The following is a 23,618-nucleotide window of genomic DNA, read 5'->3' as shown; positions in this document are numbered from 1 at the left end:
GGAAGGTGAATCCTGCGCCCGCGATACACGAGTGCCACGAGGGAGCGATAGGGTTAGCCTGCCCGGGCCGGGTGGACTCGTACGGGTGGGGAGTGACATGGAACAGATAACGGTGCGCAGCAGGGCACGTGTCCCTGCGATCACTTGCGGGAGCAGCGCGACCAGTTCGCGCCTCGACCGCCATCTCGCGGTGCTGGGCGGCCCTGCCATCCCGCAGCGCGAAACGGCCGAGGCGACGTCGCTGATGCGTGAGCTCACCGCGCGTGACACCGCGCACGAGAGCAGCGGCAGGGGCGCACGGGTGAGGCGGGTCTCGCTCTTCGCACCGCTGAAGCGGCTGCGCCGCTCGCTGTTCGGCGGCCGCTGAGCAGCGGTCGGCACCGGCTTTCCACGACCCGCGCTCCGGCGGCCCCACCGATCCGGCGCAGCGCTGCACTTCCGCGTCCGTCATCCCCCACGGCAGGCAGCGGTGCCCGGCGGGCCCCCGCCGGAGCGCGGGTCGTCATGCTCCCCATCACGGCTCACGGTCCGTGCACGCTCGGCGGTCACCCCTCACGCCTGGTGGTCCCCACCGCGCCCAACGGTCCACCCCGTGCTCAGCGGGCCACCCCGTCCCGCAGCAACCCCGCGATCTCCGCGTCCGTCATCCCCAGCGCCCGCAACACCACCCCGGTGTGCTCCCCGAGCCTCGGGACAGCCCCCATCCGCGCCTCCTCCCCACCCGGCAGCGTGATCGGCGGCAGCAGCGCCCGCAGTGGCCCCACCGGTGACCCCACCTCCCGCCACCGGTCCCTGGCCGCCAGCTGCGGATGCTCCGCCACCTCCCGTACGTCCCTCAGCCGCGCGCACGCGATGCCCGCCCCCTCCAGTCGGGCCACTGCCTCGTCGGCGCCGAGCGCGGCAAGGGTCTTCGCCACCACGGCATCGACGCGCTCCCGGTTCCCGACCCGCGCCGCGTTCGTCGCGTACGCCGGATCGTCCGCCAACTCCGGCTGACCCAGCACCTGTTGGGCGAGCCGGCGCCACTCCCGGTCGTTCTGCACCGACAGCAGTACCCGCCCGCCGTCCGCCGTCGGATAGGCGTCGTACGGCACGATGACGGCGTGCGCGAGAGCCGTGCGCGCCGGGGGTGTTCCGCCGTGCATCGCATGGTGCAGGGGATGCCCCATCCACTCGGCGAGCGCGTCCAGCATCGACACCTCCACCGGGCCCCCGCGCCCGGTCGTACCGCGCCGCACCAGCGCCGCGAGCACCCCGGAGAAGGCGTACATGGCCGCCGCGATGTCCGCCGCCGGAATCCCCGCCTTCACCGGCTGTTCCGGCGTCCCCGTCACCGACACCAGCCCCGCCTCGCACTGCACGAGCATGTCGTACGCGCGTTTGGCGGCGTACGGTCCCGACGCCCCGTACCCCGAGATGTCCACGGCGATCAGCCGCGGATGGTCGCCGCACAGCGTCGCCGCGTCCAGCCCCAGCCGGGCCGCGGCACCCTGGGCGAGGTTCTGCACGAACACGTCCGCGTCCGCGACGAGACGGCGCACGACGTCGAGCCCGCGCGGGTCCTTCAGGTCGAGGGCGATGGACTCCTTGCCCCGGTTGCACCACACGAAGTGCGAGGCCAGTCCGGCGGCCGCGGTGTCGTAGCCGCGGGCGAAGTCCCCGCCGTCGATCCGCTCGACCTTGATGACCCGGGCGCCGAGATCGGCGAGCTGCCGGGTGGCGAAGGGCGCGGCGACGGCCTGTTCGACGGCGACGACGGTGATGCCCTCCAGGGGCAGCGGCTGGGTCCGCGGGCGTGGCTGCATGCCGTGGATCATGGCCTGTGCATAACACGTTTGTCATGCATGGATGTTGACGGGGCGATCTTGAGGGAGTCGGATTCCGGCGTTGGACAGGCCGGTCACCGTCCGCCCGTCGCGTAGCGGCGGACCGCGAGCGGCAGGAAGACCGCGATCAGCGCGGCGCACCACGCCAGGGATCCGGCGACGGGGTGTGCCACCGGCCAGGCGGCTCCCTGGGGCACGGGTGCGTTCCCGAACAGGTCCCGCAGGGCCGTGGTCACCGCGCTGATCGGGTTCCACTCGGCGATCGTGCGCAGCCAGCCGGGCAGATTGCCGGTGGGGATGTAGGCGTTGGACAGCAGCGGCAGCATGAACGTCGCACTGCCCAGCTGTCCGGCCGCCTCCTCGCTCCGGGAGAGGAGGCCGAGGAAGATCCCGACCCAGGTGGTCGCGAACCGGAACAGCAACAACAGCCCGACCGCTGCCGCCGCCCGCGGCGCCGACCCCTCGATCCGCCATCCCACCGCGAGTCCGACGAGCAGGAACGGAACCGTCCCCGCCGCCGTGACGACCAGATCCGCGACCGCCTGCCCCAGCGGCACGGCCGCCCGGCTCATCGGCAGCGTACGGAAGCGGTCCATCACGCCCCGGTGCGAGTCCTGGGCGGCCTGGAACATCCCGGTCATGATCCCGTTGGCGGCGGTCGCCACCAGCAGCCCCGGTACGAGGAAGGCCCGGTACTCCTCGCCGGGCATCGCCAGCGCGCTGCCGAACACATAGCCGAAGAACAGCAGCATGGTGACCGGCATGGTCTGGGTGAGGATCAGCAGGCCCGGGTTGTGCCGGATCCGCCGCAGCTGACGGCCCAGCATCGCCCCGCCGTCGTACGCCAACGTGCTCATGTCACCAGCTCCTTGTGGTCGGTGCGGTTCTCGGTCAGGCGCAGGAAGACGTCGTCGAGGGTCGGCGGACGCAGGCTCGCGTCGAGCAACGGCACGCCCGCGGCGTCGAGTTCACGCACGAGCCGGGGGAGCGTCAGTGTCGGATCGGCGGTGACGGCGCCCACCGCGTGCCGTTCACGGTCGAACGTGGGCTCGCTGCCGGTGAGTTGGTCCAGGACGGCGGCCGCGCCGGGCAGCGCGTCCGCGTGGGCGACGACCACCTCCGCGTACGAACCGATGAGCGACTTGAGTTCGGCGGGCGAGCCGGTGTGGGCGACCCTGCCGCGGTCCATGAGCGCGATGTCGTCGGCCAGCTGGTCGGCCTCCTCCAGGTACTGCGTGGTCAGCAGCACGGTCGTGCCCTCGTCCTTGAGCGCGCGCACGGCCTCCCAGATCTGGTTGCGGCTCGCCGGGTCGAGCCCAGCGGTGGGCTCGTCCAGGAAGAGCACGGCGGGGCGGCGGATCAGACTCGCCGCCAGGTCGAGGCGGCGCCGCATACCGCCCGAGTAGCTTGACGCCGGCCGGTCGCCGGCCTCGGTCAGCCCGAAGCGGTCGAGGAGCTCGGCGGCCCGTGCGCCGGCGTCCCGCATCCGGTGCAGCCTTGCGAACAGTCGCAGGTTCTCGCGCCCGGTCAGATCGCCGTCGACCGAGGCGTACTGCCCGGCGACCCCGATGCTCCGACGGACCGCTGCCGCCTCCCGCACGAGATCGTGCCCGGCGACACGCGCGGACCCCGCGTCGGGCCGCAGCAGGGTGGTGAGCAGCCGTACGGCCGTGGTCTTGCCCGCGCCATTCGGCCCGAGCAACCCGCAGACCGTGCCCTGCGCCACGGCCAGGTCGAGGCCGCGCAGGGCATGGACATCCCCGAAGTGTTTCTCCAGACCCTCACTAAGTACAGCGTACGTAGTAGTCATGGGGTGACCATAGCGCATTACGTACGCTGTACGTAACTAGGATGGTCGCGAGGTGATCGACCAATGGCAGGGCGCAACGCCGTACCCGAAGTGATCTGGGCCCGTCCCGAACGCGCGGGCCGTGGTCCGCGGCCGGCCTACAGCCGCGCGGACATCGCGGCCGCCGCCGTGCGGATCGCGGACGCGGAGGGACTCGACGCGGCCTCGATGCGGCGCGTGGCCGCCGAGCTGGGCTGCGGCACGATGTCGCTCTACAACTACGTGCCGCGCAAGGAGGACCTGTCCGAGCTGATGGTCGACGCCATCAGCGGCGAGCATGAACCCTGGGAGCCCTCGGGCGACTGGCGCGCCGACATGCTCCGGGTCGCCCAGCAGACCCGCGCCCTCATGCACCGCCACCCCTGGCTGCCGCGCCTGATGTCCCCGGTCTACGGCTTCAGCCCCAATGCCCTGCGCTACCTGGAGCACTGCCTGACCTGCCTCGACCCGCTCGACGCGCCGTACGGCACGAAGTTCGAGCTCATCGCGATGCTCAACGGGGTCGTCACGACGTACGTCGGCAACGAGCTGGCCACCGCCGAACGCGTCCGCTCCCTGCCCTGGTCGGAGGAGCAGGAGAACGCGATGCGGATCGCCTACCTCGGCGGCCAGGTGGCGACCGGCGCGTATCCGCGCATGGCGGCGGCCTTCATGGAGAACGCCGGGCCGATCGATCTGGAGGCGGTGTTCGAGCGGGCCCTGGGGCGGGTCCTCGACGGGTTCGAACCGAGGGGCTAGGCAGGGGCTAGAGGAGCGCGAACTGGCCTTCGGGACCCTCTTCATGGTGGTCGAGAACGGAGGCCGGGCGACGTGCCGCATCAGGTACCGGGAGTACGCCCGTCTTGTGCAGCTCGCCCCGTGTGATCGGAGACCCGATCGTCAACTCGGCCTGTTGGGGCCGCAGTTCTGCGAGCAGCGTCAGCACGGTGACGAGTTCCAGTAGCTCGGACGTCCACGCCTGCGGCCAGGTCGCGGGCCGGATCGTCTCCAGGGTGCCCGCCTCGGGCGGCAGTTCCGTCCTGGCCGCGAACCACTGCTCCAGTACGCGCACTCCGCCCACCTCGAAGTCCCAGGCCTGGGGCGGTACCGGCGAGATGCGGCCCTCGTCGAGGTGGAGGGCCTCCTCGTCGCGGTCGTAGTGCGGGGCGAGGGGCCGGGCGGGCAGCGGGGCGCGGACGTAGGGGCGGCGGCCGCCGGGGAGCTTGGGGCGCTCGCCGTCGCGGCGCATCAGCCACAGCATCCGGCGGCCCAACTCGACGCCGTACGCCCACACGTCGGGGTCGGCGGTGAGCGGCACGGTGCATCCGTCCCGTCCCGGCCGCGCTGCGGCCACCGTCCAGGCGAGGACGTCGACCGGTTCGGGGGAGTGCCCGAGGCGCGTGCCGAGGTGGTCCAGCAGGCCGGGCGCCAGGTTCGGTTCGAGGCCGCCGGGGCGCCGGTAGAGGGGGCGGATCCGGCCGCCGCGACCGGCGCTCAGCGGCAGGGCGGAGGCGACCAGCAGCACCGGCCCCGACGCGTCGGGCACCACCGTCTGCTCGACCGCGAACACCTGACGCTCGTCGGCCACCCGCCACAACTCGGGGCGCGCCGCGTCGATCAGCCGGTGGTCGGGAATCAGCCACTGCTCGTCGAAGGGGCCGTGCAGGACGCGTACCGGCTCCGGACAGTGACCCGACTCGCGCGCCAGACGGGCCGTTCCGCTGGACTGCCCCGGCAGTTGGCCGACGGCCGAGTGGGTAGTGCGCGAGCGCGTCGGGCCGAACAGCGCCTCGCGGTCCGGCCCTTCGGCCTTGACCAGGGCGTCCCAGCGCGCCTTCAGGGACGCGGCGTCGGGAGCCGTCGGCCACCCCCGGCCCAGCCTCGGCGGTGCGACGGACCACGGCATGAGGTCCGCGAGCAGCGGAGCGTCGTCGTGCGTCACGCTCGGCATCGTACGACGAGGGCGGTGCCCGCCGTCCTCGTACGGCATCGTCGGGTGACCGCTGTCCTCGTGCGGCATCGTCAGTGGGCGTCGAGGGTGACCGTGAAGGAGAAGCGGTCACCGCGGTAGTGGATGCGGGCCACGTCCAGGGCGCGGCCGTCCTCGCCGTGCACGATGCCCGTGTAGTGCAGGATCGGGCTGAGCAGCGGGACTTGGAGCAGCCGCGCGGTCTCCGGGTCCGCGAGCCGGGCCTCCACCGTGTCGGTGATCCGGCTGATGCGGACGCCCACCACATCCCGCAGCACCTTGGTCATGGGCCAGCGCACCAGGTCCTCCGGGTCGATCAGCGCCGCCAGTTCGGGACGCACGTAGTTGCGCGCGTGGTTCGTCGGCTCGCCCGTCTTCTCGTCGCTGCGCAGCCGGTGGTACGTCCCCACCTCGGCCAGATCCGGGAAGAACTCGGCGAGTTCCGCGGACACCGGAACCGTGCCGTGGTCCAGCAGCTCGGTCGTCATACCCGACTGCTGGGCCACGATCGCGTCCACCGAGCCGAGCAGCCGCACGGGAGCGCCGCGCTGCGCGCTCGGCTCGATGAACGTGCCCCGCCGGCGATGGCGCGTGATGAGCCCCTCGTCCTCCAGCTCCTTGAGCGCCTGCCGCATGGTCAGCACACTCACCCCGTAGTGCCCGGCGAGCTGCTCCTCGGTGGGCAGGCGCAGCGGGTCCTGGGGCGAGCGGCCGAGTATCGAGGCACGCAGGGACTGCGAGACCTGATACCAGAGCGGCAGCTTGCGGTTCAGGACGATCGAATCCGGGGCGAAGGAGGTCACGAGGGTATCCGTACCGGTCGCGGGCCTTGAATGCAACGGGCAGTGAATCTCAGTCCAGCGGGCGGAAGTGCCGCTGGAGGCCCTGCCACACGTCGTCGTACGCCTGCTGCAGATGCTCCGCCCGGGCCGCCTGAGCCGTCGCGGTCACCGGCCAGCGCGTCTCGAACATGAAGGCGAGCCCGTCGTCGATCTTCTGCGGACGCAGCTCCGCGGCGCTCGCCCGGTCGAAGGTCTCCCGGTCCGGACCGTGCGCCGACATCATGTTGTGCAGCGAACCACCGCCCGGAACGAAGCCCTCCGCCTTCGCGTCGTACGCGCCCTCGATGAGACCCATGTACTCGCTCATCACATTCCGGTGGAAATACGGCGGCCGGAACGTGTCCTCACCCACCAGCCAGCGCGGAGCGAAGACGACGAAGTCGACGCCGGCCAGGCCCGGGGTGTCCGACGGGGACGTCAGCACCGTGAAGATCGACGGGTCCGGGTGGTCGTAGCTGATGGTGCCGATCACATTGAAACGGCGCAGGTCATAGACGTACGGCACATGGTTGCCGTGCCAGGCGACCACGTCCAGCGGCGAATGGCCGTACGTCGCCCGCCAGAGGTTGCCGCAGAACTTGTTCACCACCTCGACCGGGCCCTCGACGTCCTCGTACGCGGCGACCGGCGCGAGGAAGTCGCGGGCGTTGGCGAGGCCGTTGGCGCCGATCGGACCGAGGTCGGGCAGCTGGAAGGGCGCCCCATAGTTCTCGCACACATAGCCGCGCGCGGCCGGGCTCTGCCCGCGATCGGACACGGTGTCGAGGAGCTCCACACGGAAGCGGACACCACGAGGAATCAGCGCGACCTGGCCGGGCTCCACATGCAGCAGCCCGAACTCGGTGCGCAGCAGCAGCCCGCCGCGCTCCGGCACGATCAGCAGCTCGCCGTCGGCGTCGCTGAACACACGGTCCATGGAGGAATTGGCGTGATACAGGTGCACCGCCATACCGGTGCGCTGGGTCGCGTCCCCGTTGCCGCCGAGGGTCCACAGACCGCCGAGGAAGTCCGTCCCCGCCGGGGGCTCGGGCAGCGGGTTCCAGCGCAGCCGGTTCGGGTCGGGCACGGTCTCCGTGAAGGGGGCCGTACGCAGGGCGCCGTTCTCGATGCGGGTGAACGCGGGGTGCGCGGCCGACGGGCGGATCCGGTACAGCCACGAACGCCGGTTGTGCGCCCTCGGCTCGGTGAACGCCGTACCGCTCAGCTGCTCCGCGTACAGCCCGAGCGGCGCGCGCTGCGGCGAGTTGCGGCCGTGCGGCAGCGCCCCCGGGACCGCCTCCGAGCTGTGTTCGTTGCCGAAACCGGAGAGGTAGGTCAGCCCCTCGGCCGTCTTCCTCGCGTCCCCGCTCATGATCGCTCCCTCGCGCCTGATTCCTATGCATCACCGTAGGATTCAGCTTTTCCCCGCGCAAGGGGTCGGCCGAGGACACCGCACGGGATCGGCCACGGCCCACCACCAGGGACGGGCCGAAAACGCCGCCCGGCGGGTACGACGTACCCGGCGTACCCGACGTACCCGGCGTACTACTACCCAAGGACCGCTGTACGGCCCAAGAACCCGACTTCAGGGGGATCCGGCTGTCAGAGCGTTTGTTCTACGCTCCCCGGCATGTGGTGGACGCGTGGACTGCTCGCCGCCCTCGCGGTCTGCGCCCTGCTCGGCGGATCGGTGGGCTGCGGCACCAGTGATGCGCACGAGCGGAGGGACGCAGCGTCGGCCTCGCCCGTGGGCAAGCTGCTGGACGAGATGGACGAGGAAGGGCGGCTTTACCGTGAGGTGGACAAGAAGGGTGCGCCGGAGGTCGCGATCGAGATTCAGCCCGACTCCGACGACAGCTGGGACGTCACGCTGACCGTCCACCACTTCCGCTTCTCGCCCGCCGGCACGCGATCCGTGCCGACGGCCGGACGGGGCATCGCCCACCTCTATCTGGACGGCCGGACCATCGCCCGGCTCCGCACCGCCGAGTACCACCTCGCGGGCGACCTCGTCCCGCGCGGCACCCACCACGTCACCGCGCGGCTGTACGCGGACGACGGCACCGTGTGGGCCGTCCACGGCAAGCCCGTCGAGAGCACCGCGGACATCACCGCGTCACGGGCCGGGGTGAGCGCGACGCCGTCGGCGACACCGACGGTGACGATGAGTGCGACCGTCAATGGGGCCCGTACTGATACGGGAGGTTCACCGGACCCCGGCGGAAAGGCATCATGAAGCCCGTGCCCCATGCGACCTCGCTGCGCAGAGCGCCCGTACAACGGCGCAGTGCCGAACGACTGACCAGAATCCTCGACGCCTGCGCCGACCTCCTCGACGAGGTCGGCTACGACGACCTGAGCACCCGTGCCGTGGCCCAGCGGGCCGGCGTGCCCATCGGCTCCGTCTACCGCTTCTTCGGCAACAAGCGCGCGATGGCCGACGCGCTCGCCCAGCGCAACCTGGAGCGCTATGCCGAGCGCGTCACCCAGCGCCTCCAGGAGACGGAGGGCGGTGGCTGGCGCGCGGCCATGGACGCCGTGCTCGACGAATACCTCGCGATGAAACGCACCGCGCCCGGCTTCTCCCTCGTCGACTTCGGCAACCAGATCCCGGTCGGCTCCCGCTATTCCGAGCCCAACACCCGCGTCGCCGACCGCCTCACCGAACTGCTCTCCGGCTACCTCGACCGCACCCCCGACGAGGATCTCCGCCGTACCTTCCTGATCGCCGTGGAAACCGCCGACACCCTGGTCCACCTGGCCTTCCGGGTCGCCCCGGAAGGAGACGAGCGGATCATCGGGGAGACGCGCGAACTGCTGCGCGCCTATCTGGCCAGGGTTCTCGACTGAACCGTCCGAGCGGGGGTGAGCCGCACGGGCCGATTGCGCGGGGAATGAACCCCTCGCGAATTTCCGACCTCACCCCCGGAAGGCCCTCCCCGCCATGCCTACCGGTCGGTATGCTCGGCCCCAGTCCGTGTGCCACCGCCGCCACCGCCCTCCGGGAGGACCCGTGTCCCGCACCTCCGGCACCACCCCCGAGTCCCGCACCGCCCTGCGCGTCTGCCCCCTCTGCGAGGCGACCTGCGGGCTCACGCTCACCATCGAGGGCACCCGGGTGACCGGCGCCCGCGGCGACCGCGACGATGTGTTCAGCAAGGGGTTCATCTGCCCGAAGGGCGCCTCCTTCGGGGCCGTCGACGGCGACCCCGACCGGCTGCGCACACCCCTCATACGCGAAGCCGGCGAGCTGCGCGAAGCCACCTGGGAAGAGGCCTTCGACGCGGTGGCCGCGGGCCTGCGGCCGGTCGTCGAGCAGTACGGGCCGCACGCCGTCGGCATCGTCCTCGGCAACCCGAACGTGCACACCATGGCCGGCGCCCTCTACCCGCCCGTCCTGCTCACCGCCCTGCGCACCCACAGCCTCTTCACCGCCTCCACGGTCGACCAGATGCCCAAGCACGTGTCGAGCGGACTGCTCTACGGCGACGCCAACGCGATCCCGGTACCGGACCTCGACCACACCGACCACCTCCTGCTCATCGGCGCCAACCCCCTGGAATCCAACGGGAGTCTGTGCACCGCCCCCGACTTCCCCGGCAAGCTCAAGGCCCTGCGGGCGCGCGGCGGCACCCTGACGGTCATCGACCCGCGCCGCACCCGCACGGCCAAGCTCGCCGACCGCCACGTCGCGATCCGCCCCGGCACCGACGCCCTGCTCCTCGCGGCGATGACGTACGTCCTCTTCGAGGAGAAGCTCGTCGACCTCGGCGCCCTCACCCCGCACGTCCAAGGCGTCGAGGAACTCGCCGACGCCGTACGGGACTTCACACCCGAGGCCGCGAGCGAGGCCTGCGACGTGGACGCCGATATCATCCGGGCGCTGGCCCGCGAACTCGCCGCCGCGCCCACCGCCGCCGTCTACGGCCGTATCGGCAGCTGCACCGTCCCGCACGGCACCCTCGCCAGCTGGCTCGTCGACGCCCTCAACATCCTCACCGGCAACCTCGACCGGCCCGGCGGCGCCCTCTTCCCCCTGGCGGCCACCGACAGGACACCCCGCCCCGCCGGCCCCGGCCACGGCTTCGCGCTCGGCCGCTGGCACAGCAGGGTGAGCCGCCACCCCGAGGCCAAGGGCGAACTGCCCCTGTCCGCCCTCGCGGAGGAGATCGACACCGCCACGCCGGAGGGCAGCCCGGTCCGCGCCCTCATCGCCGTCGCAGCCAACCCCGTACTCTCCGCCCCCGACGGCGACCGCCTCGACAAGGCGCTCGACTCGCTGGACTTCATGGTCAGCGTCGACCCCTACCTGAACGAGACCTCCCGCCACGCGGACGTCGTCCTGCCGCCGCCCCCGCCCTCGCAGAGCGCCCACCACGACTTCGCCTTCAACACCCTCGCCGTACGCAACCAGGTCCGCTACAACCGCCCGGCGGTCCCGCTGGAGCCGGGCCGCATGGCGGAGACCGAGATCCTCGCCCGGCTCGTCCTCGCCGCGACCGGCATGCACGGTGCCGACCCGTCCGCCGTGGACGCCATGGTCATCGACACCACCCTGGGCAAGTCCGTCACCGACGCACACTCACCGGTGCACGGCCGCGACCCCAAGGAACTCGCCGGCCTCCTCACCGGCGAGAACGGCGCCGAGCGGCGACTCGACATGATGCTGCGCCTCGGCCCGTACGGCGACGGCTTCGGCGCCCGGCCCGACGGGCTGAGCCTGGCGAAGCTGCTCACCCATCCGCACGGCATCGACCTCGGACCGCTGCGGCCCCGCCTGCCGCAGCCGCTGAAGACGCCCAGCGGGAGGATCGAGCTGCTGCCGGCACCGATTGTCGACGATCTGCCGCGTCTGCGGGACGCGCTGCGCGAGCGCCCGGCGGCACTCGTCCTCGTCGGCCGCCGCCATCTGCGCTCCAACAACAGCTGGATGCACAACGTGCCCGCGCTCACCGGCGGCACCAACCGCTGCACCCTGCACATCCACCCCGACGACGCCGCACGCCTCGGCCTCACCGACGGGGCCGCCGTACGCGTCAAGGGAGCCGGGGGAGAGGTGACCGCCCCCGTGGAGGTCACGGACGCCGTACGCAGTGGGGTGGTGAGCCTCCCGCACGGCTGGGGACACAACCGCCCCGGCACCCGCATGAGCCACGCCGCCCTGGATCCGGGGGTCAACGTCAACCAGCTCCTGGACGGCTCGCTGCTCGATCCGCTGTCGGGCACGGCGGTCCTCAATGGCGTGCCCGTGGAGCTGGCGGCATGCCCCTAGAGGGCTATCGCTCACCGAGACAAGGCTGTGACCTGGAGTTTTGCGCTTATTGCTCTCGTGTCAACATCTTGTTAACGCTTGCGAGCCCGACCTAACGTCATCGCACCACCGGCCCTGGTGGCAGTTCAAGGGCGAACGTTAGGCAATCCACTCATGCTGACCATCCTCGGCTTCACCATGATCGCGACCTTCCTGGTCCTGATCATGCTGAAGAAGATGTCGCCGATCGCGGCGCTCGTGCTGATTCCGGCACTCTTCTGTGTCTTCGTCGGAAAGGGCGCCAAGCTCGGTGACTACGTCATCGACGGCGTCACCAGTCTCGCGCCCACAGCGGCGATGCTGATGTTCGCGATCGTCTACTTCGGTGTGATGATCGACGTCGGTCTCTTCGACCCGATCGTCCGTGGGATCCTCAAGTTCTGCAAGGCCGATCCGCTGCGGATCGTGGTCGGCACGGCGGTCCTCGCCGCGATCGTCTCCCTCGACGGCGACGGCTCGACCACCTTCATGATCACGGTCTCGGCGATGTACCCGCTGTACAAGCGCCTGAAGATGAGCCTGGTCGTCATGACCGGTGTCGCCGCGATGGCCAACGGCGTGATGAACACCCTGCCGTGGGGCGGCCCGACCGCCCGCGCCGCGACCGCGCTGAAGCTCGACGCCAGCGACATCTTCGTGCCGATGATCCCGGCCCTCGCCGTCGGTCTGCTCGGTGTGTTCGCCCTCGCGTACGTCCTCGGCCGCCGCGAGCGCAAGCGGCTCGGCGTGCTGACGCTGGACGAGGTGCTGGAGCCGCAGGAGGCGGAGACGGTCCTGGTCGGCGCGGGCGGCTCGGGGAGCGGTTCGGACAAGAAGGCCCCGCGCATGGGCGGTTCGGGCTCCGGCACGGACGCGGACGCCCCCGAGGACGACGGGTTCCAGGGCCTCGACCCGAACCGCGCCACCCTGCGTCCCAAGCTCTACTGGTTCAACGCGCTCCTCACGGTCACCCTGCTCACCGCGATGATCATGGAGTGGCTGCCGATCCCGGTCCTCTTCCTGCTCGGCGCCGCGCTCGCGCTCACCGTCAACTTCCCGCACATGCCCGACCAGAAGGCCCGCCTCGGCGCCCACGCCGAGAACGTCCTCAACGTCTCCGGCATGGTCTTCGCCGCCGCCGTCTTCACCGGCGTCCTGACGGGCACCGGCATGGTCGACCACATGGCCAAGTGGCTGGTCTCCAACATCCCCGACGGCATGGGCCCGCACATGGCCTTCGTCACCGGCGTGCTGAGCATCCCGCTCACGTACTTCATGTCGAACGACGGCTTCTACTTCGGCATCCTCCCCGTCCTCGCCGAGGCAGGCCAGGCGCACGGCGTCTCGTCCCTGGAGATCGCCCGCGCCTCGCTCATCGGCCAGCCGCTGCACATGTCGAGCCCGCTCGTCCCGGCCGTATACGTCCTGGTCGGCATGGCCAAGGTGGAGTTCGGCGACCACACCAGGTTCGTGGTGAAGTGGGCGGCGCTGACTTCGCTGGTGGTGCTCGGGGCCGGGATCCTGTTCGGCATCATCTGAGAGCCGCTGTCGGATGACAGCTTCCGATACCGGTCGCTGTCATCCGCCATCCGTAGTCCGTCATCGCATGGGGGTTGTCACTGTGGGGCCCGGTAGGAACCGCGGCTGGCTGCTGCGCCTCGTCATCGCCTTCACCTTCACGCAGGGGGCGGTGTCGATGGCCCGGCCCGCCGTCTCCTACCGGGCCCTCGCGCTGGGCGCGGACGAGCGCGCGGTCGGTGTGATCGCGGCGGCGTACGCGCTGCTGCCCCTGTTCGCCGCCGTGCCGCTGGGCCGCCGCACCGACCACGGCCGCTGCGCGCCCCTGCTGCCCGCCGGTGTCGTGCTCATCGCCGGCGGCTGCGCGATGAGCGGCAGGGCGGACTCGTTGGCGGCGATGGCCGCCTGGAGCGGAGTGATGGGGCTCGGCCACCTCTGCTTCGTGATCGGCGGGCAGTCGCTCGTCGCCCGCCAGTCCGCCCCGCACGAACAGGACCGTAATTTCGGCCACTTCACCATCGGCGTCTCGCTCGGTCAGCTGATCGGCCCGATCGCCGCGGGCCTCCTGATCGGCGGTCCCGACATGGCGGGCAGCAGCGCGCTCGCGCTGCTGGTGGCGAGCGCGGTCGCCGCGGTCTCGTTCACCTCGCTGTGGCGCATCGAGGACCGTACGGCCGTGAAGTCCCGTACCGCACAAGGCGAACGCGTTCCCGTCGGGCGGATCCTGCGCGCCCGGGGCGTGCCCGCGGGCATCTTCATCAGTCTCGCCGTGCTGTCCGCGACGGACGTTCTCACCGCGTATCTGCCGGTGGTCGGCGAACACCGGGACATCGCGCCGTCGGTGGTCGGTCTGCTGCTCAGTGCGCGCGCGGCGGCGAGCATCGCCTGCCGGCTGGTGCTGACGCCCCTGCTGCGCCGGCTCGGCCGGACCGCGCTGCTCACCGTGACGTGCCTGGTGGGGGCGGTGCTGTGTGCGTGTATCGCACTGCCGGTACCGGTGTGGGCGCTGGCCCTGATGCTCCTCGTCCTTGGCTTCTGTCTCGGGGTCGGTCAGCCGCTGTCCATGACGACGGTCGTCCAGGCAGCTCCCGACGGCGCCCGCTCCACGGCCCTCGCCCTGCGTCTGACCGGCAACCGGCTCGGCCAGGTCGCCGCCCCCGCCACCGCGGGTCTGGTCGCCGGAGTCGCCGGTGTGGCGGCGCCGTTCGTGATGCTCGGCGCGCTGCTGCTGGTCTCGTCGGCGACGGCGCTGCGCTCTCCGGGGAGGCCTGCCCGGGTGCCGGAGGAGGACGTGCGGCCTCGGGTGCGGTTGCGCCGGAAGAGCGATATCTGAGGGGGCGCGGGGCGCTGTTGCCGCCTTTGCCGGGGCGGATGTGAAAGAGAGTCAGATGAAAGTGTGATTTGTATGAAAATCATCTGATTCGGAGGAATCCTCATGTCCACCTCGTCCCTTCCGTGCCGGCCCGGCACCCGCCGGGGCGCTACCGCCCTCGTAGCCCTCGCCGTCGCGGGGACCACCCTGCTCGGGGCCCCTGCCGCCGTCGCTGCTCCCGGCGACAACGGCGACGTGAAGATCCATGACTCGGCCACGCCGGACGACGATCAGAGAAACGATCCGAAGGTCTGCCGGTTCTACCTCGCCGGGTTCAACTTCGACGGGGCGCAGGACATCACCTGGTCCATCGAGACCCAGCCGCATGTGGACGGCGGTGCCACGCTCGCGGGTGGCCTCGTCATCCCCGCGTCCGGCGATGGCCGGACCGAGGGCCTCTACTCGCTGCCCAACGGTCAGTACAAGCTCATCTGGAACTTCGAGGGCGAGAACGGCGCGGGCAAGCAGAAGGTCTTCAAGGTCGACTGCCCGCCCGGGGGCCCGACGTCGTCGCCGTCGTCGACGCCGACAACGACGCCCAGCGTGCCCGGGGGTGGCCCAGGCGGCCCGGGTGGTGGTCCGGGCGGGCCGCACGGCGGGCCCCACGCGGGCGGCGGTGGTCTCGCCCGCATCCAGGACTTCTCGCCGGTCCTCGGCGCGGCGGCCGCGGGCGTCGTGATGGCCGGGGGAGTCGTTTACCTGCGGCTGCGCCGCCGCCCCGACGGTGCTGCGTAGCCCCTCCGGCAGGCCCTGGCACCGGACGCGCTCCTACCGCCTGACGCGGACCTTCGTCATCGCGGTGACGCTGGTGGTGGGCGGCGTCCGGTGCGCGGGCAGCGACGAGCCCGCCGGGCCGCTCGCCGCCGAGGCCGCGGGGCACGGAGGCGCCACGGCGTCCTCCGGCCCCGCCGGGGCGGACGGCGGCGGGCCCGACGCGAAGCCCCACCGTGCGGACGGCGGCGGGCGCGACGCGAAGCCCCACCGCGCGGGCGGTGACGCGCGGGGTCCGAAGCCCCACCGCGTCGCGCCCGCACGGCCGCCCCGGCCCACGCCCCCGCCCAAGCCGCTCCCGCGCTCCCCGGCGACCTCGCTCCGCATCCCGTACTTCAGCCTGGAAGCACCGGTCGTCGGCCTCAAGCTCGACCGTGAGCAGCGGCTCACCACCCCTCCCGTCGACGATCCCAAGCTGGTCGGCTGGTACGCGGACGGGCCGACGCCGGGCGAGTCCGGCACGGCTGTCGCCGTCGGCCACCTCGACACCACCACGGGACCCGCCGTCTTCGCCCCACTCAGCCAACTCCGGCCCGGCAGGCTCGTCGAGGTCCTGCGCGCCGACGGCATGACCGCCGTCTACACCGTGGACGCCGTGAGGATGTACCAGAAGGCGCACTTCCCCAACAAGGAGGTGTACGGCGACAGAGGGCGCCCCGAGCTGCGTCTGATCACGTGCGGCGGCGCGTACGACCCGAAGACGGGCTACGCCGGAAACGTCGTCGTCTTCGCCCACCTCACGCAGACCCGGGGGCGGCCCCGCGCGACGTGAGCGGGCGCAAGGGCGACAGAATCGGGATTCCTGTCGCACTGAACGCGAGAGTCCGCTTTTCTCCCGTGTCGAACCGGACCGTCCGATCCCGCCGCATGTCTTCCCCAGGGCGTGCGCGGTCCGTTAACTTCCGTGACTCATAGGTCCCGTACGACCCGCACGGGACGTTCGACCGCGGAGCACCAGCGCCCGGAAGGCCCCTGGGGGCACCCCTCATGACACGCGCCATCTCTCTTCACCAGGTCAGCAAGTCGTACACCCGTGGCGTCCGCGTGGTGGAGCGGCTGTCGCTCGACATCCGGCCCGGCGAGTTCCTCGTGCTGCTCGGGCCCTCCGGCTGCGGCAAGTCGACCGTGCTGAGAATGATCGCCGGGCTCGAAGAGGTCACCGAGGGCGAGGTGCGCCTCGACGGCGAGTACGCCAACGATCTGCCGCCGTCCGGGCGGGACATGGCGATGGTCTTCCAGAACTTCGCCCTCTATCCGAGCATGACCAGCCGCGACAACATCGGCTTCCCGCTGCGCATCGAGACGCCCCGCGAGGACCCCCGCCCGCGCGTGGACGCCACCGCCCGCATGCTCGGCATCCAGGATCTCCTCGGCCGCTTCCCCCACCAGCTCTCCGGCGGTGAACGCCAGCGGGTCGCCATGGGCCGGGCGATCGCGCGCCACCCCTCGGCCTTCCTGATGGACGAGCCGCTGTCCAACCTCGACGCCAAGCTCCGCAACCATCTGCGCGCCGAAATATCCCGGCTCACCAGGGAGTTGGGCGCGACAACGGTGTACGTCACGCACGACCAGGCCGAGGCGATGTCGCTCGGCGACCGCGTCGCGGTCCTGCGCGGCGGAGTCCTCCAGCAACTGGGCACGCCCCGCACGGTCTACGCGCTGCCCGCGAACGTCTTCGTCGCCGCCTTCATCGGTACCCCGCGGATCAACCTGCTGCGCGGCCTGGTCCGGGCGCCGCTCGACGGAGCCATGTCGATCAGCCTCGGCAGGCAGTATCTGCGGCTGCCCGAACCCCTTTCCCTGGACCACCAGTTGCTGCGGGTCCAGCAGGGCCGCGAGGTCATCGTCGGGCTGCGCTCGGAGGCCGTCCGGCTCGCCAAGCCGTCCGCCGCCCGGCCGGGCGAGGTGGCGATCAGCGGCCTCGTCGAGCATGTGGAGTTCCAGGGGCACGAGGTCCTCGTCCACTTCAACACGGGTTCGCAGCCCGCCGTCGTACCGGATCTGGAGGCCCCGCGCCCGACGCGTCCGACCCGGCGACGGCGCCGCGAGGGCAACGTCCTGGACCGGCTGCGGGAGCGCACCGGAGCTCTGCGGGCCGGGCCGGTCGTGGTCCTGGAACACCCGGCGGACGCGGAACCCGACCACCCCGAACCGGCGCCGCCGGAGGGCCGCCTGCCCGGTGACCTCGTCGTCCGCACCACCCCCGACATCGAACTCCGCCACGGCATGCAGGTCCCCCTCCTCGTGGACCTCGCCCATCTGTTCGTCTTCGACCAGCACGGTGAACGCATCTGCCCGGCTCCGGCGCGGCTGCCGGATCTGGAGGAGTGAGTTCCGCTAGGCAGGCGCTCATGACCCTGCACAGCAGCACCCGCGTCCGTCTGCTCGCCGCCACCGCCACGGCCCTGCTCGCCGCCGGCGCCCCGACCGCGTACGCCCTGTTCGACGGCCCCCAGCACGATCCCCAGCACGACTCCAAGCCGCGGACGGCGCTCCGCGGCGAGCCGTACATCGAGAGCCGGCTCTTCTTCGGCACCGAACGGCCCGACGGTGGCCCGGCCGTCACCGACCGGCAGTTCATGGCGTTCATCGACAAGGAGGTGACGCCGGACTTCCCCGACGGGCTCACCGTGCAGAACGGGCGCGGGCAGTGGCGGGACGCGCACGGCGCGATCGAGCGCGAGCGGTCGTACGAGCTGATCCTGCTGTATCCGGTGGCCCGGGCGGGCGCGAGCGACCGGAAGATCGAGGAGATCCGGACCGCTTTCGAGAAGGAGTTCGCCCAGGAGTCCGTGGCCAGGGTGGACGACCGGACGAGGGTCGACTTCTGAGCCGCACGGGCCGAGGATGCCCTGGGGGCCGAGCCCGGCCTGTTCCGGCTCGGTCCGGTCTGATCCGATCCGGTCCGATCCGGCCGGGTCCCTCTGGCGCCTGAAAACTATCATCGCTAGTTTAGGGTGCGGACGACGCGGCCCCGCCCGGGAGGAACACGATGAAGGCACATGACGGCATGTACATCGACGGAGCCTGGCGCCCCGCCGCCGGCACGGACACGATCGAGGTCGTGAACCCGGTCGACGAGCAGGTGATCGGCCGGGTTCCGGCCGGCACCGCGGAGGACGTCGACGCCGCCGTACGGGCCGCACGTGCCGCCTTCCCGGCCTGGGCCGCGACCACGCCGGCCGAACGGGCCGCGCGCCTGGCCGCCCTCCGGGACATCCTCGTGGCCCGCAAGGACGAGATCGCAGAGACCGTCACCGCCGAACTCGGCTCCCCGCTGCCGTTCTCGCAGGCGGTGCACGCGGGCGTGCCGATCGCGGTCGCCGGCTCGTACGCCGAACTGGCGGCGACGTACGCCTTCGAGGAGAGGGTCGGCAACTCGACCGTCTACCAGGAGCCCGTCGGGGTTGTCGGCGCGATCACGCCCTGGAACTACCCGCTGCACCAGATCGTCGCCAAGGTCGCCCCGGCGCTCGCGGCGGGCTGCACGGTGGTGCTGAAGCCCGCCGAGGACACCCCGCTCACCGCCCAGCTCTTCGCCGAGACGGTGGCCGAGGCGGGCATTCCGGCCGGTGTCTTCAACCTCGTCACCGGCCTCGGCCCGGTCGCCGGCCAGGCCCTCGCCGAACACCCGGACGTGGACCTGGTCTCCTTCACCGGCTCCACGGCGGTGGGCAAGCGCATCGGCGCGACCGCGGGCGCCGCGGTCAAGCGGGTCGCCCTGGAACTCGGCGGCAAGTCCGCCAACGTCATCCTGCCGAGCGCCGACCTCGCCAAGGCCGTGGGCGTCGGCGTCGCCAACGTGATGTCCAACTCCGGCCAGACGTGCAGCGCCTGGACACGCATGCTGGTGCACAGCGCGCGGTACGACGAGGCGGTCGAGCTGGCCGCGGCCGCCGCGGAGAAGTACGGCGATCGCATCGGCCCGGTCGTCAGCGCCAAGCAGCAGGCCCGGGTGCGGAGTTATATCGACAAGGGCGTCACGGAGGGCGCCCGGCTCGTCGCCGGCGGCCCCGAATCACCGCGCGAGCAGGGGTACTTCGTCAGCCCGACCGTCTTCGCCGACGTCACGCCGGAGATGACGATCGCTCAGGAGGAGATCTTCGGGCCGGTGCTGTCGATCATCCGGTACGAGGACGAGGCGGACGCCCTGCGGATCGCCAACGGCACGGTGTACGGGCTCGCGGGCGCCGTGTGGGCGGGCGACGAGGCCGAGGCGGTCGCCTTCGCGCGGCGGCTCGACACCGGGCAGGTCGACATCAACGGCGGACGCTTCAACCCCCTTGCCCCGTTCGGGGGTTACAAGCAGTCGGGTGTGGGGCGCGAGCTGGGTTCGCACGGGCTGTCCGAGTACCTCCAGACCAAGTCCCTCCAGTTCTAGAGCCTAGGAGCATGCACGTGGTTCGCGCCGCAGTACTTCCCGCCGTGGGCGCTCCGTTGGAGATCGCCGAGATCGACCTGCCGGAGCCCGGCCCCGGCCAGGTCCGGGTCCGACTGGCCGCCGCGGGCGTCTGCCACTCCGACCTTTCCCTCTCCGACGGCACCATGCGGGTGCCCGTTCCCGCCGTCCTGGGACACGAGGGCGCCGGCACCGTCGTCGCCGTCGGCGAGGGCGTCACGCATGTCGCGTCCGGCGACGGAGTCATCCTCAACTGGGCGCCCTCATGTGGCAGTTGCCATGCCTGCTCGCTAGGCGAGGTCTGGCTGTGCGCCAACGCGCTGACCGGCGCGGCGAACGTGTACGCACACCGCGCCTCCGACGGGAGCGACCTCCACCCCGGCCTGAACGTCGCCGCGTTCGCCGAGGAGACCGTCGTGGCCGCCGGATGCGTCCTCCCCGTACCGGACGGCGTACCCCTCGCCGACGCCGCGCTGCTCGGCTGCGCGGTCCTGACCGGATACGGCGCGGTCCATCACTCGGCGAAGCTCCAACCCGGCGAGACCGTAGCGGTGTTCGGAGTCGGCGGGGTCGGACTCGCCGCCCTCCAGGCCGCCCGGATCGCGGGTGCGTCGAAGATCGTCGCGGTCGACGTCTCACCCGAGAAGGAATCGCTCGCGCGCGGCGCCGGCGCGACCGACTACGTCGTCGCCTCCGACACCACCGCACGCGAGATCCGCGCCCTCACCGGCAAGCAGGGCGTCGACGTCGCCGTCGAGTGCGTGGGCCGCGCCGTGACCATCCGCACCGCCTGGGACTCCACCCGGCGCGGCGGCCGCACCACGGTCGTCGGCATCGGCGGCAAGGACCAGCAGGTCACCTTCAACGCGCTGGAGATCTTCCACTGGGGGCGGACGCTCTCGGGCTGCGTGTACGGCAACTCCGACCCGGCGCGGGACCTTCCGGTGCTGGCCGAGCACATCCGCGCCGGCCGCCTCGACCTCGGCGGCCTGGTCACCGACCGGATCGCCCTCGACGGCATCCCGGCGGCCTTCGAGAACATGATCGCGGGCAAGGGCGGGCGCGCCCTGGTCGTCTTCTAGTCCGCGTCAGGCCTGTTCGCGCTCGGGCTCGGGCCGCGGCTCCGGAGTGCGCTCCGGGGCCGCAGCCTTCCCGTTGCCGGAACCCGTGCCGGCGCGGGGACGCGAGCGGGACACCGCCACACCCGCCAGGCACAGCACCCCGCCCGCCAGGGTGAGCAGCCCCGGCACCTCGTCGAGGAACAGCCAGGACATCAGCACCACCAGGGCGGGCACCGCGTACGTGGTCGCGCCCATGCGGCTCGCGGTGGTGCGGGCCAGGGCGTAGGCCCAGGTCGTGAACGCCAGCGCGGTCGGGAAGACACCGAGGTAGAGCATGTTGAGGGTGGCGGAGACGGGCGCGTCGGCCGCGTCCTGGACGAGATGCCCGGCGAAGGGCAGACACACGACCGCCCCGACCAGACAGCCGAACGTCGTCACCTGGAGCGCGCTCGCCCGGCCGAGCGCCGGCTTCTGCGCGACGACTCCGGCCGCGTAGCCCACGGCGGCGAGCAGGCACAGCACGACCCCGAGGACCGAGGAGCCGCCGTCGCCGGACATCGAAAGACCCACGGCGACGGCCCCGGCGAACGACACCGCCATGCCCGCCAGTAGCCGCGGCGGCATCGCGTCACCGAGCAGTCGGGAGCCGAGCAGGGCGATGAGGATCGGACCGGTGTTCACCACCAGCGCCGCCGTGCCGGCGTCCACCTGCTGCTCGCCCCAGTTGAGGACGACCATGTAGAAGCCGAACCACAGCAGCCCGGATATGGCGATCCCGCGCCAGGCCGCGCGCGGCGGCCACCCCTCTCTCCGTACGAGGCACACGGCCCCGAGCGCTACGGCTCCCGCCAGCAGCCGCCCCAGTGCCAGCGCACCCGGCGAGTACGCGGCACCCGCGCTCCGGATCGATACGAAGGCGGAGGCCCACAGCACGACGGTGACGGTCGCCGCGCCCGCGGCGAGCAGCTGCGCTCGACGGGTGGGTGACGTGGGGCGGGGCGTGTTCATCATGCTCCTGAGGCTAGGTGGGGCGCGGGGGCAGGCACTAGCGGATTTCGGACGCCGTGGTGGTGGTGGTGGTGGTGGGCGGGGAGCCGAAGTCCGGGTCGATCAGACGGTCAGGCGATCAGCGCAGTGCCGTCGCCTCGATGCCGAGCAGTTCCGCGAAGGCGCGTTCGCCCTCGGGGGTGACCTTGACCGCCCGCTCCGAGCCGATGCGTACGCACCAGTGCGCGTCCAGGGCGTGCCGGCACAGCGCCGCGCCGGCGGTGCCCGCGAGGTGGGGGCGGCGTTCGGTCCAGTCGAGGCAGGCGCGGGTGAGGGGGCGGCGGCCGGTACGGTCGAGGCCGATTCCCGCGGTGTCGAACCACCTCAGTCCGGCGTCCGTGAGGGCGAATCCGGTGTCCTGGCGGAGCAGGCCCCGGTCGGTCAGGGCGTCGGTGAGGGCGATGCCGAGGCGTCCGGCGAGGTGGTCGTAACAGGTGCGGCCACGGGCCATCGCGGATCCGGCGCTGGACTCCCGGAGGGTGCGCGGGGGTTCGGTCGTGTTCGGTCCGACGTGGGCGGCGAGGTCTTCGACGAGCTGGGCGACGCGGGCGTTCGCGAGGCGTACGTAGCGGTGGCGTCCTTGCCGTTCCTCGCTGAGCAGTCCGCCTGCGACGAGTTTGCCGAGGTGTTCGCTTGTGGTGGACGGTGCGACTCCGGCGTGCCGGGCGAGTTCCCCGGCGGTCCAGGCCCGCCCGTCGAGCAAAACCAGCAGAAACCCGGCCCGCGTCTCGTCCGCCATCAGCCCGGCCAATGCCGCCAGTCCTGGTCCCACCGGATCCTTCGGCCTCGTCATGTCCTCAGCATGCGACACGAACGCTTCGGCACACACCGAACGGTTCTCGCCCCCGCCGCCCCTACCCGTCCCATCCCCAGGGGCTCCGCCCCTTCGACCCCGTTCGGTTGTGTTTCGGCTGCGGGTGGGTGGGGGCGCGCCTAAAAGATTGCGCAGTTCCCCGCGCCCCTTTTAGGGGCGCGGGGAACTGCGCAATCTTTTAGCGGGGGTCTGGGGGCGCAGCCCCCAGAAACGGGATGGGACGGGTAGGGGCGGCGGGGGCGAAAGAAGCCCTCAGTCCCCCCGAGTCACCTGCGCGTACTGCACGGCCAACCCGTCCAGCAACGCACTGAGCCCCGTCTCAAACGCCCGCTCGTCGATCTTCTCCTGCTGCTCGGCAAGGAGATGGGCCTGCCCGAGGTGGGGATAGTCGGCCGGATCGTACGCGCTCTCGTCGTCCACGAACCCCCCGGCGAACGAACCGAGCGCCGAGCCCATGATGAAGTACCGCATCAGCGCACCGATCGACGTGGCCTGGGCCGCCGGCCACCCCGCATCGACCATCGCCCCGAACACCGCGTCGGCGAGCCGGAGCCCGGCCGGCCGCCGCCCGGGCCCGCGGGCGAGGACGGGGACGATGTTCGGGTGGTCGCGCAGGGCCGCCCGGTAGGAGACGGCCCAGTCGTGCAGGGCGGTACGCCACTCCCGGCCGTCCTCGAACATCGACAGATCGACCTGCGCGCTGACCGAGTCCGCCACCGCCTCCAGGATCTGGTCCTTGGTGCGGAAGTGGTTGTAGAGGGACGGCCCGCTCACCCCCAGCTCGGCCGCGAGCCGACGCGTCGAGACGGCCGGCAGGCCCTCGGCGTCCACCAGCGCCCGTGCTGCCTCGACGATGCGGTCGGTGCTGAGGAGGGGCTTGCGCGGTCGGGCCATGGCGCACA

Annotated in this window: 22 protein-coding genes; 13 read left to right on the top strand and 9 right to left on the bottom strand. The window is 71.8% G+C overall.

Translation table 11 applies throughout. The features are described from left to right. The first annotated feature begins 97 nt into the window (after nt 1–97). Nucleotides 98–367, top strand: coding sequence for a hypothetical protein (locus OG975_RS10165; RefSeq protein WP_327427572.1), 270 nt, complete (start codon nt 98–100; stop codon nt 365–367). A 229-nt stretch (nt 368–596) separates the two neighbouring features. On the opposite strand, the gene OG975_RS10160 is transcribed toward OG975_RS10165, so the two are convergent. From OG975_RS10160 to OG975_RS10150, 3 genes are all read right to left on the bottom strand, one after another. After that, on the bottom strand, nt 597–1,817 hold the full coding sequence (locus tag OG975_RS10160; RefSeq protein ID WP_406328810.1) for a CaiB/BaiF CoA transferase family protein: 1,221 nt from the start codon (nt 1,815–1,817) through the stop codon (nt 597–599). Nucleotides 1,818–1,900: 83 nt separating this feature from the next. Further along, a complete protein-coding gene (locus OG975_RS10155) occupies nt 1,901–2,683 on the bottom strand; it encodes an ABC transporter permease (protein WP_406328809.1) in 783 nt (260 codons plus the stop codon). Further along, entirely contained in the window at nt 2,680–3,636 is a 957-nt protein-coding gene (locus tag OG975_RS10150; protein WP_406328808.1) for an ATP-binding cassette domain-containing protein, read from the bottom strand. The genes OG975_RS10155 and OG975_RS10150 overlap by 4 nt, the downstream gene beginning before the upstream one ends. A 63-nt stretch (nt 3,637–3,699) precedes the next feature. On the opposite strand from OG975_RS10150, the gene OG975_RS10145 reads away from it, so the two are divergent. Further along, nucleotides 3,700–4,413, top strand: a complete 714-nt coding sequence (locus OG975_RS10145; RefSeq protein ID WP_406328807.1) for a TetR/AcrR family transcriptional regulator C-terminal domain-containing protein — start codon at nt 3,700–3,702, stop codon at nt 4,411–4,413. 7 nt (nt 4,414–4,420) lie between these two features. On the opposite strand, the gene OG975_RS10140 is transcribed toward OG975_RS10145, so the two are convergent. The 3 genes from OG975_RS10140 to hmgA all read right to left on the bottom strand — a co-directional run bounded on the left by OG975_RS10140 (nt 4,421) and on the right by hmgA (nt 7,816). Next, nucleotides 4,421–5,605 (bottom strand): type ISP restriction/modification enzyme, encoded by a 1,185-nt coding sequence (locus tag OG975_RS10140; RefSeq protein WP_406336227.1) that lies wholly within the window; start codon nt 5,603–5,605, stop codon nt 4,421–4,423. 71 nt (nt 5,606–5,676) lie between these two features. Next, nucleotides 5,677–6,426 (bottom strand): GntR family transcriptional regulator, encoded by a 750-nt coding sequence (locus OG975_RS10135; RefSeq protein WP_406328806.1) that lies wholly within the window; start codon nt 6,424–6,426, stop codon nt 5,677–5,679. Between the two features lie 49 nt (nt 6,427–6,475). After that, a complete protein-coding gene (gene hmgA, locus OG975_RS10130) occupies nt 6,476–7,816 on the bottom strand; it encodes a homogentisate 1,2-dioxygenase (protein ID WP_406328805.1) in 1,341 nt (446 codons plus the stop codon). A 258-nt stretch (nt 7,817–8,074) separates the two neighbouring features. Between hmgA and OG975_RS10125 the strand changes: the two genes are divergently transcribed. The 11 genes from OG975_RS10125 to OG975_RS10075 all read left to right on the top strand — a co-directional run bounded on the left by OG975_RS10125 (nt 8,075) and on the right by OG975_RS10075 (nt 20,876). Next, a complete protein-coding gene (locus tag OG975_RS10125) occupies nt 8,075–8,680 on the top strand; it encodes a nuclear transport factor 2 family protein (RefSeq protein WP_406328804.1) in 606 nt (201 codons plus the stop codon). After that, nucleotides 8,677–9,294, top strand: a complete 618-nt coding sequence (locus tag OG975_RS10120; RefSeq protein WP_406328803.1) for a TetR family transcriptional regulator — start codon at nt 8,677–8,679, stop codon at nt 9,292–9,294. The genes OG975_RS10125 and OG975_RS10120 overlap by 4 nt, the downstream gene beginning before the upstream one ends. 163 nt (nt 9,295–9,457) lie before the next feature. Continuing rightward, nucleotides 9,458–11,716 (top strand): molybdopterin oxidoreductase family protein, encoded by a 2,259-nt coding sequence (locus tag OG975_RS10115; protein WP_406328802.1) that lies wholly within the window; start codon nt 9,458–9,460, stop codon nt 11,714–11,716. A 153-nt stretch (nt 11,717–11,869) separates the two neighbouring features. Continuing rightward, nucleotides 11,870–13,273 carry a CitMHS family transporter gene (locus OG975_RS10110; RefSeq protein WP_406328801.1) on the top strand — a complete coding sequence of 468 codons (1,404 nt, stop codon included), beginning with the start codon at nt 11,870–11,872 and terminating at the stop codon, nt 13,271–13,273. Nucleotides 13,274–13,355: 82 nt separating this feature from the next. Next, nucleotides 13,356–14,585, top strand: a complete 1,230-nt coding sequence (locus OG975_RS10105; protein ID WP_406336226.1) for an MFS transporter — start codon at nt 13,356–13,358, stop codon at nt 14,583–14,585. A gap of 102 nt (nt 14,586–14,687) precedes the next feature. Then, the gene (locus OG975_RS10100) at nt 14,688–15,359 is read left to right on the top strand and encodes a hypothetical protein (protein ID WP_406328800.1); all 672 of its coding nucleotides are present in this window, start codon (nt 14,688–14,690) and stop codon (nt 15,357–15,359) included. Beyond that, nucleotides 15,349–16,167: a class F sortase gene (locus OG975_RS10095; RefSeq protein WP_406328799.1), complete on the top strand. Its 819-nt coding sequence runs from the start codon at nt 15,349–15,351 to the stop codon at nt 16,165–16,167. Before OG975_RS10100 ends, OG975_RS10095 begins: the two co-directional genes overlap by 11 nt. A 215-nt stretch (nt 16,168–16,382) precedes the next feature. Next, nucleotides 16,383–17,726, top strand: coding sequence for an ABC transporter ATP-binding protein (locus OG975_RS10090; protein ID WP_406328798.1), 1,344 nt, complete (start codon nt 16,383–16,385; stop codon nt 17,724–17,726). Nucleotides 17,727–17,746: 20 nt separating this feature from the next. Then, nucleotides 17,747–18,226, top strand: coding sequence for a DUF3574 domain-containing protein (locus tag OG975_RS10085; protein ID WP_406328797.1), 480 nt, complete (start codon nt 17,747–17,749; stop codon nt 18,224–18,226). Nucleotides 18,227–18,387: 161 nt separating this feature from the next. Further along, a complete protein-coding gene (locus tag OG975_RS10080) occupies nt 18,388–19,776 on the top strand; it encodes an aldehyde dehydrogenase family protein (protein WP_406328796.1) in 1,389 nt (462 codons plus the stop codon). An 11-nt stretch (nt 19,777–19,787) separates the two neighbouring features. After that, a complete protein-coding gene (locus OG975_RS10075; protein ID WP_406328795.1) occupies nt 19,788–20,876 on the top strand; it encodes a Zn-dependent alcohol dehydrogenase in 1,089 nt (362 codons plus the stop codon). A gap of 6 nt (nt 20,877–20,882) precedes the next feature. Here the strand turns inward: OG975_RS10075 and OG975_RS10070 are convergent, their stop codons facing one another. From OG975_RS10070 to OG975_RS10060, 3 genes are all read right to left on the bottom strand, one after another. Continuing rightward, a complete protein-coding gene (locus OG975_RS10070; RefSeq protein WP_406336225.1) occupies nt 20,883–21,863 on the bottom strand; it encodes a DMT family transporter in 981 nt (326 codons plus the stop codon). A 118-nt stretch (nt 21,864–21,981) separates the two neighbouring features. After that, nucleotides 21,982–22,695 carry an ArsR/SmtB family transcription factor gene (locus OG975_RS10065; protein WP_406328794.1) on the bottom strand — a complete coding sequence of 238 codons (714 nt, stop codon included), beginning with the start codon at nt 22,693–22,695 and terminating at the stop codon, nt 21,982–21,984. 273 nt (nt 22,696–22,968) lie between these two features. Next, nucleotides 22,969–23,610, bottom strand: a complete 642-nt coding sequence (locus OG975_RS10060) for a TetR/AcrR family transcriptional regulator (RefSeq protein ID WP_406328793.1) — start codon at nt 23,608–23,610, stop codon at nt 22,969–22,971. Nucleotides 23,611–23,618 lie beyond the last annotated feature (8 nt).

The sequence above is a fragment of the Streptomyces sp. NBC_00203 genome (assembly GCF_045206325.1).
Lineage (GTDB): Bacteria > Actinomycetota > Actinomycetes > Streptomycetales > Streptomycetaceae > Streptomyces > Streptomyces lutosisoli.
Note: the sequence above shows the minus strand (reverse complement) of the source record. Positions and strands in the feature narration are given on the sequence as shown.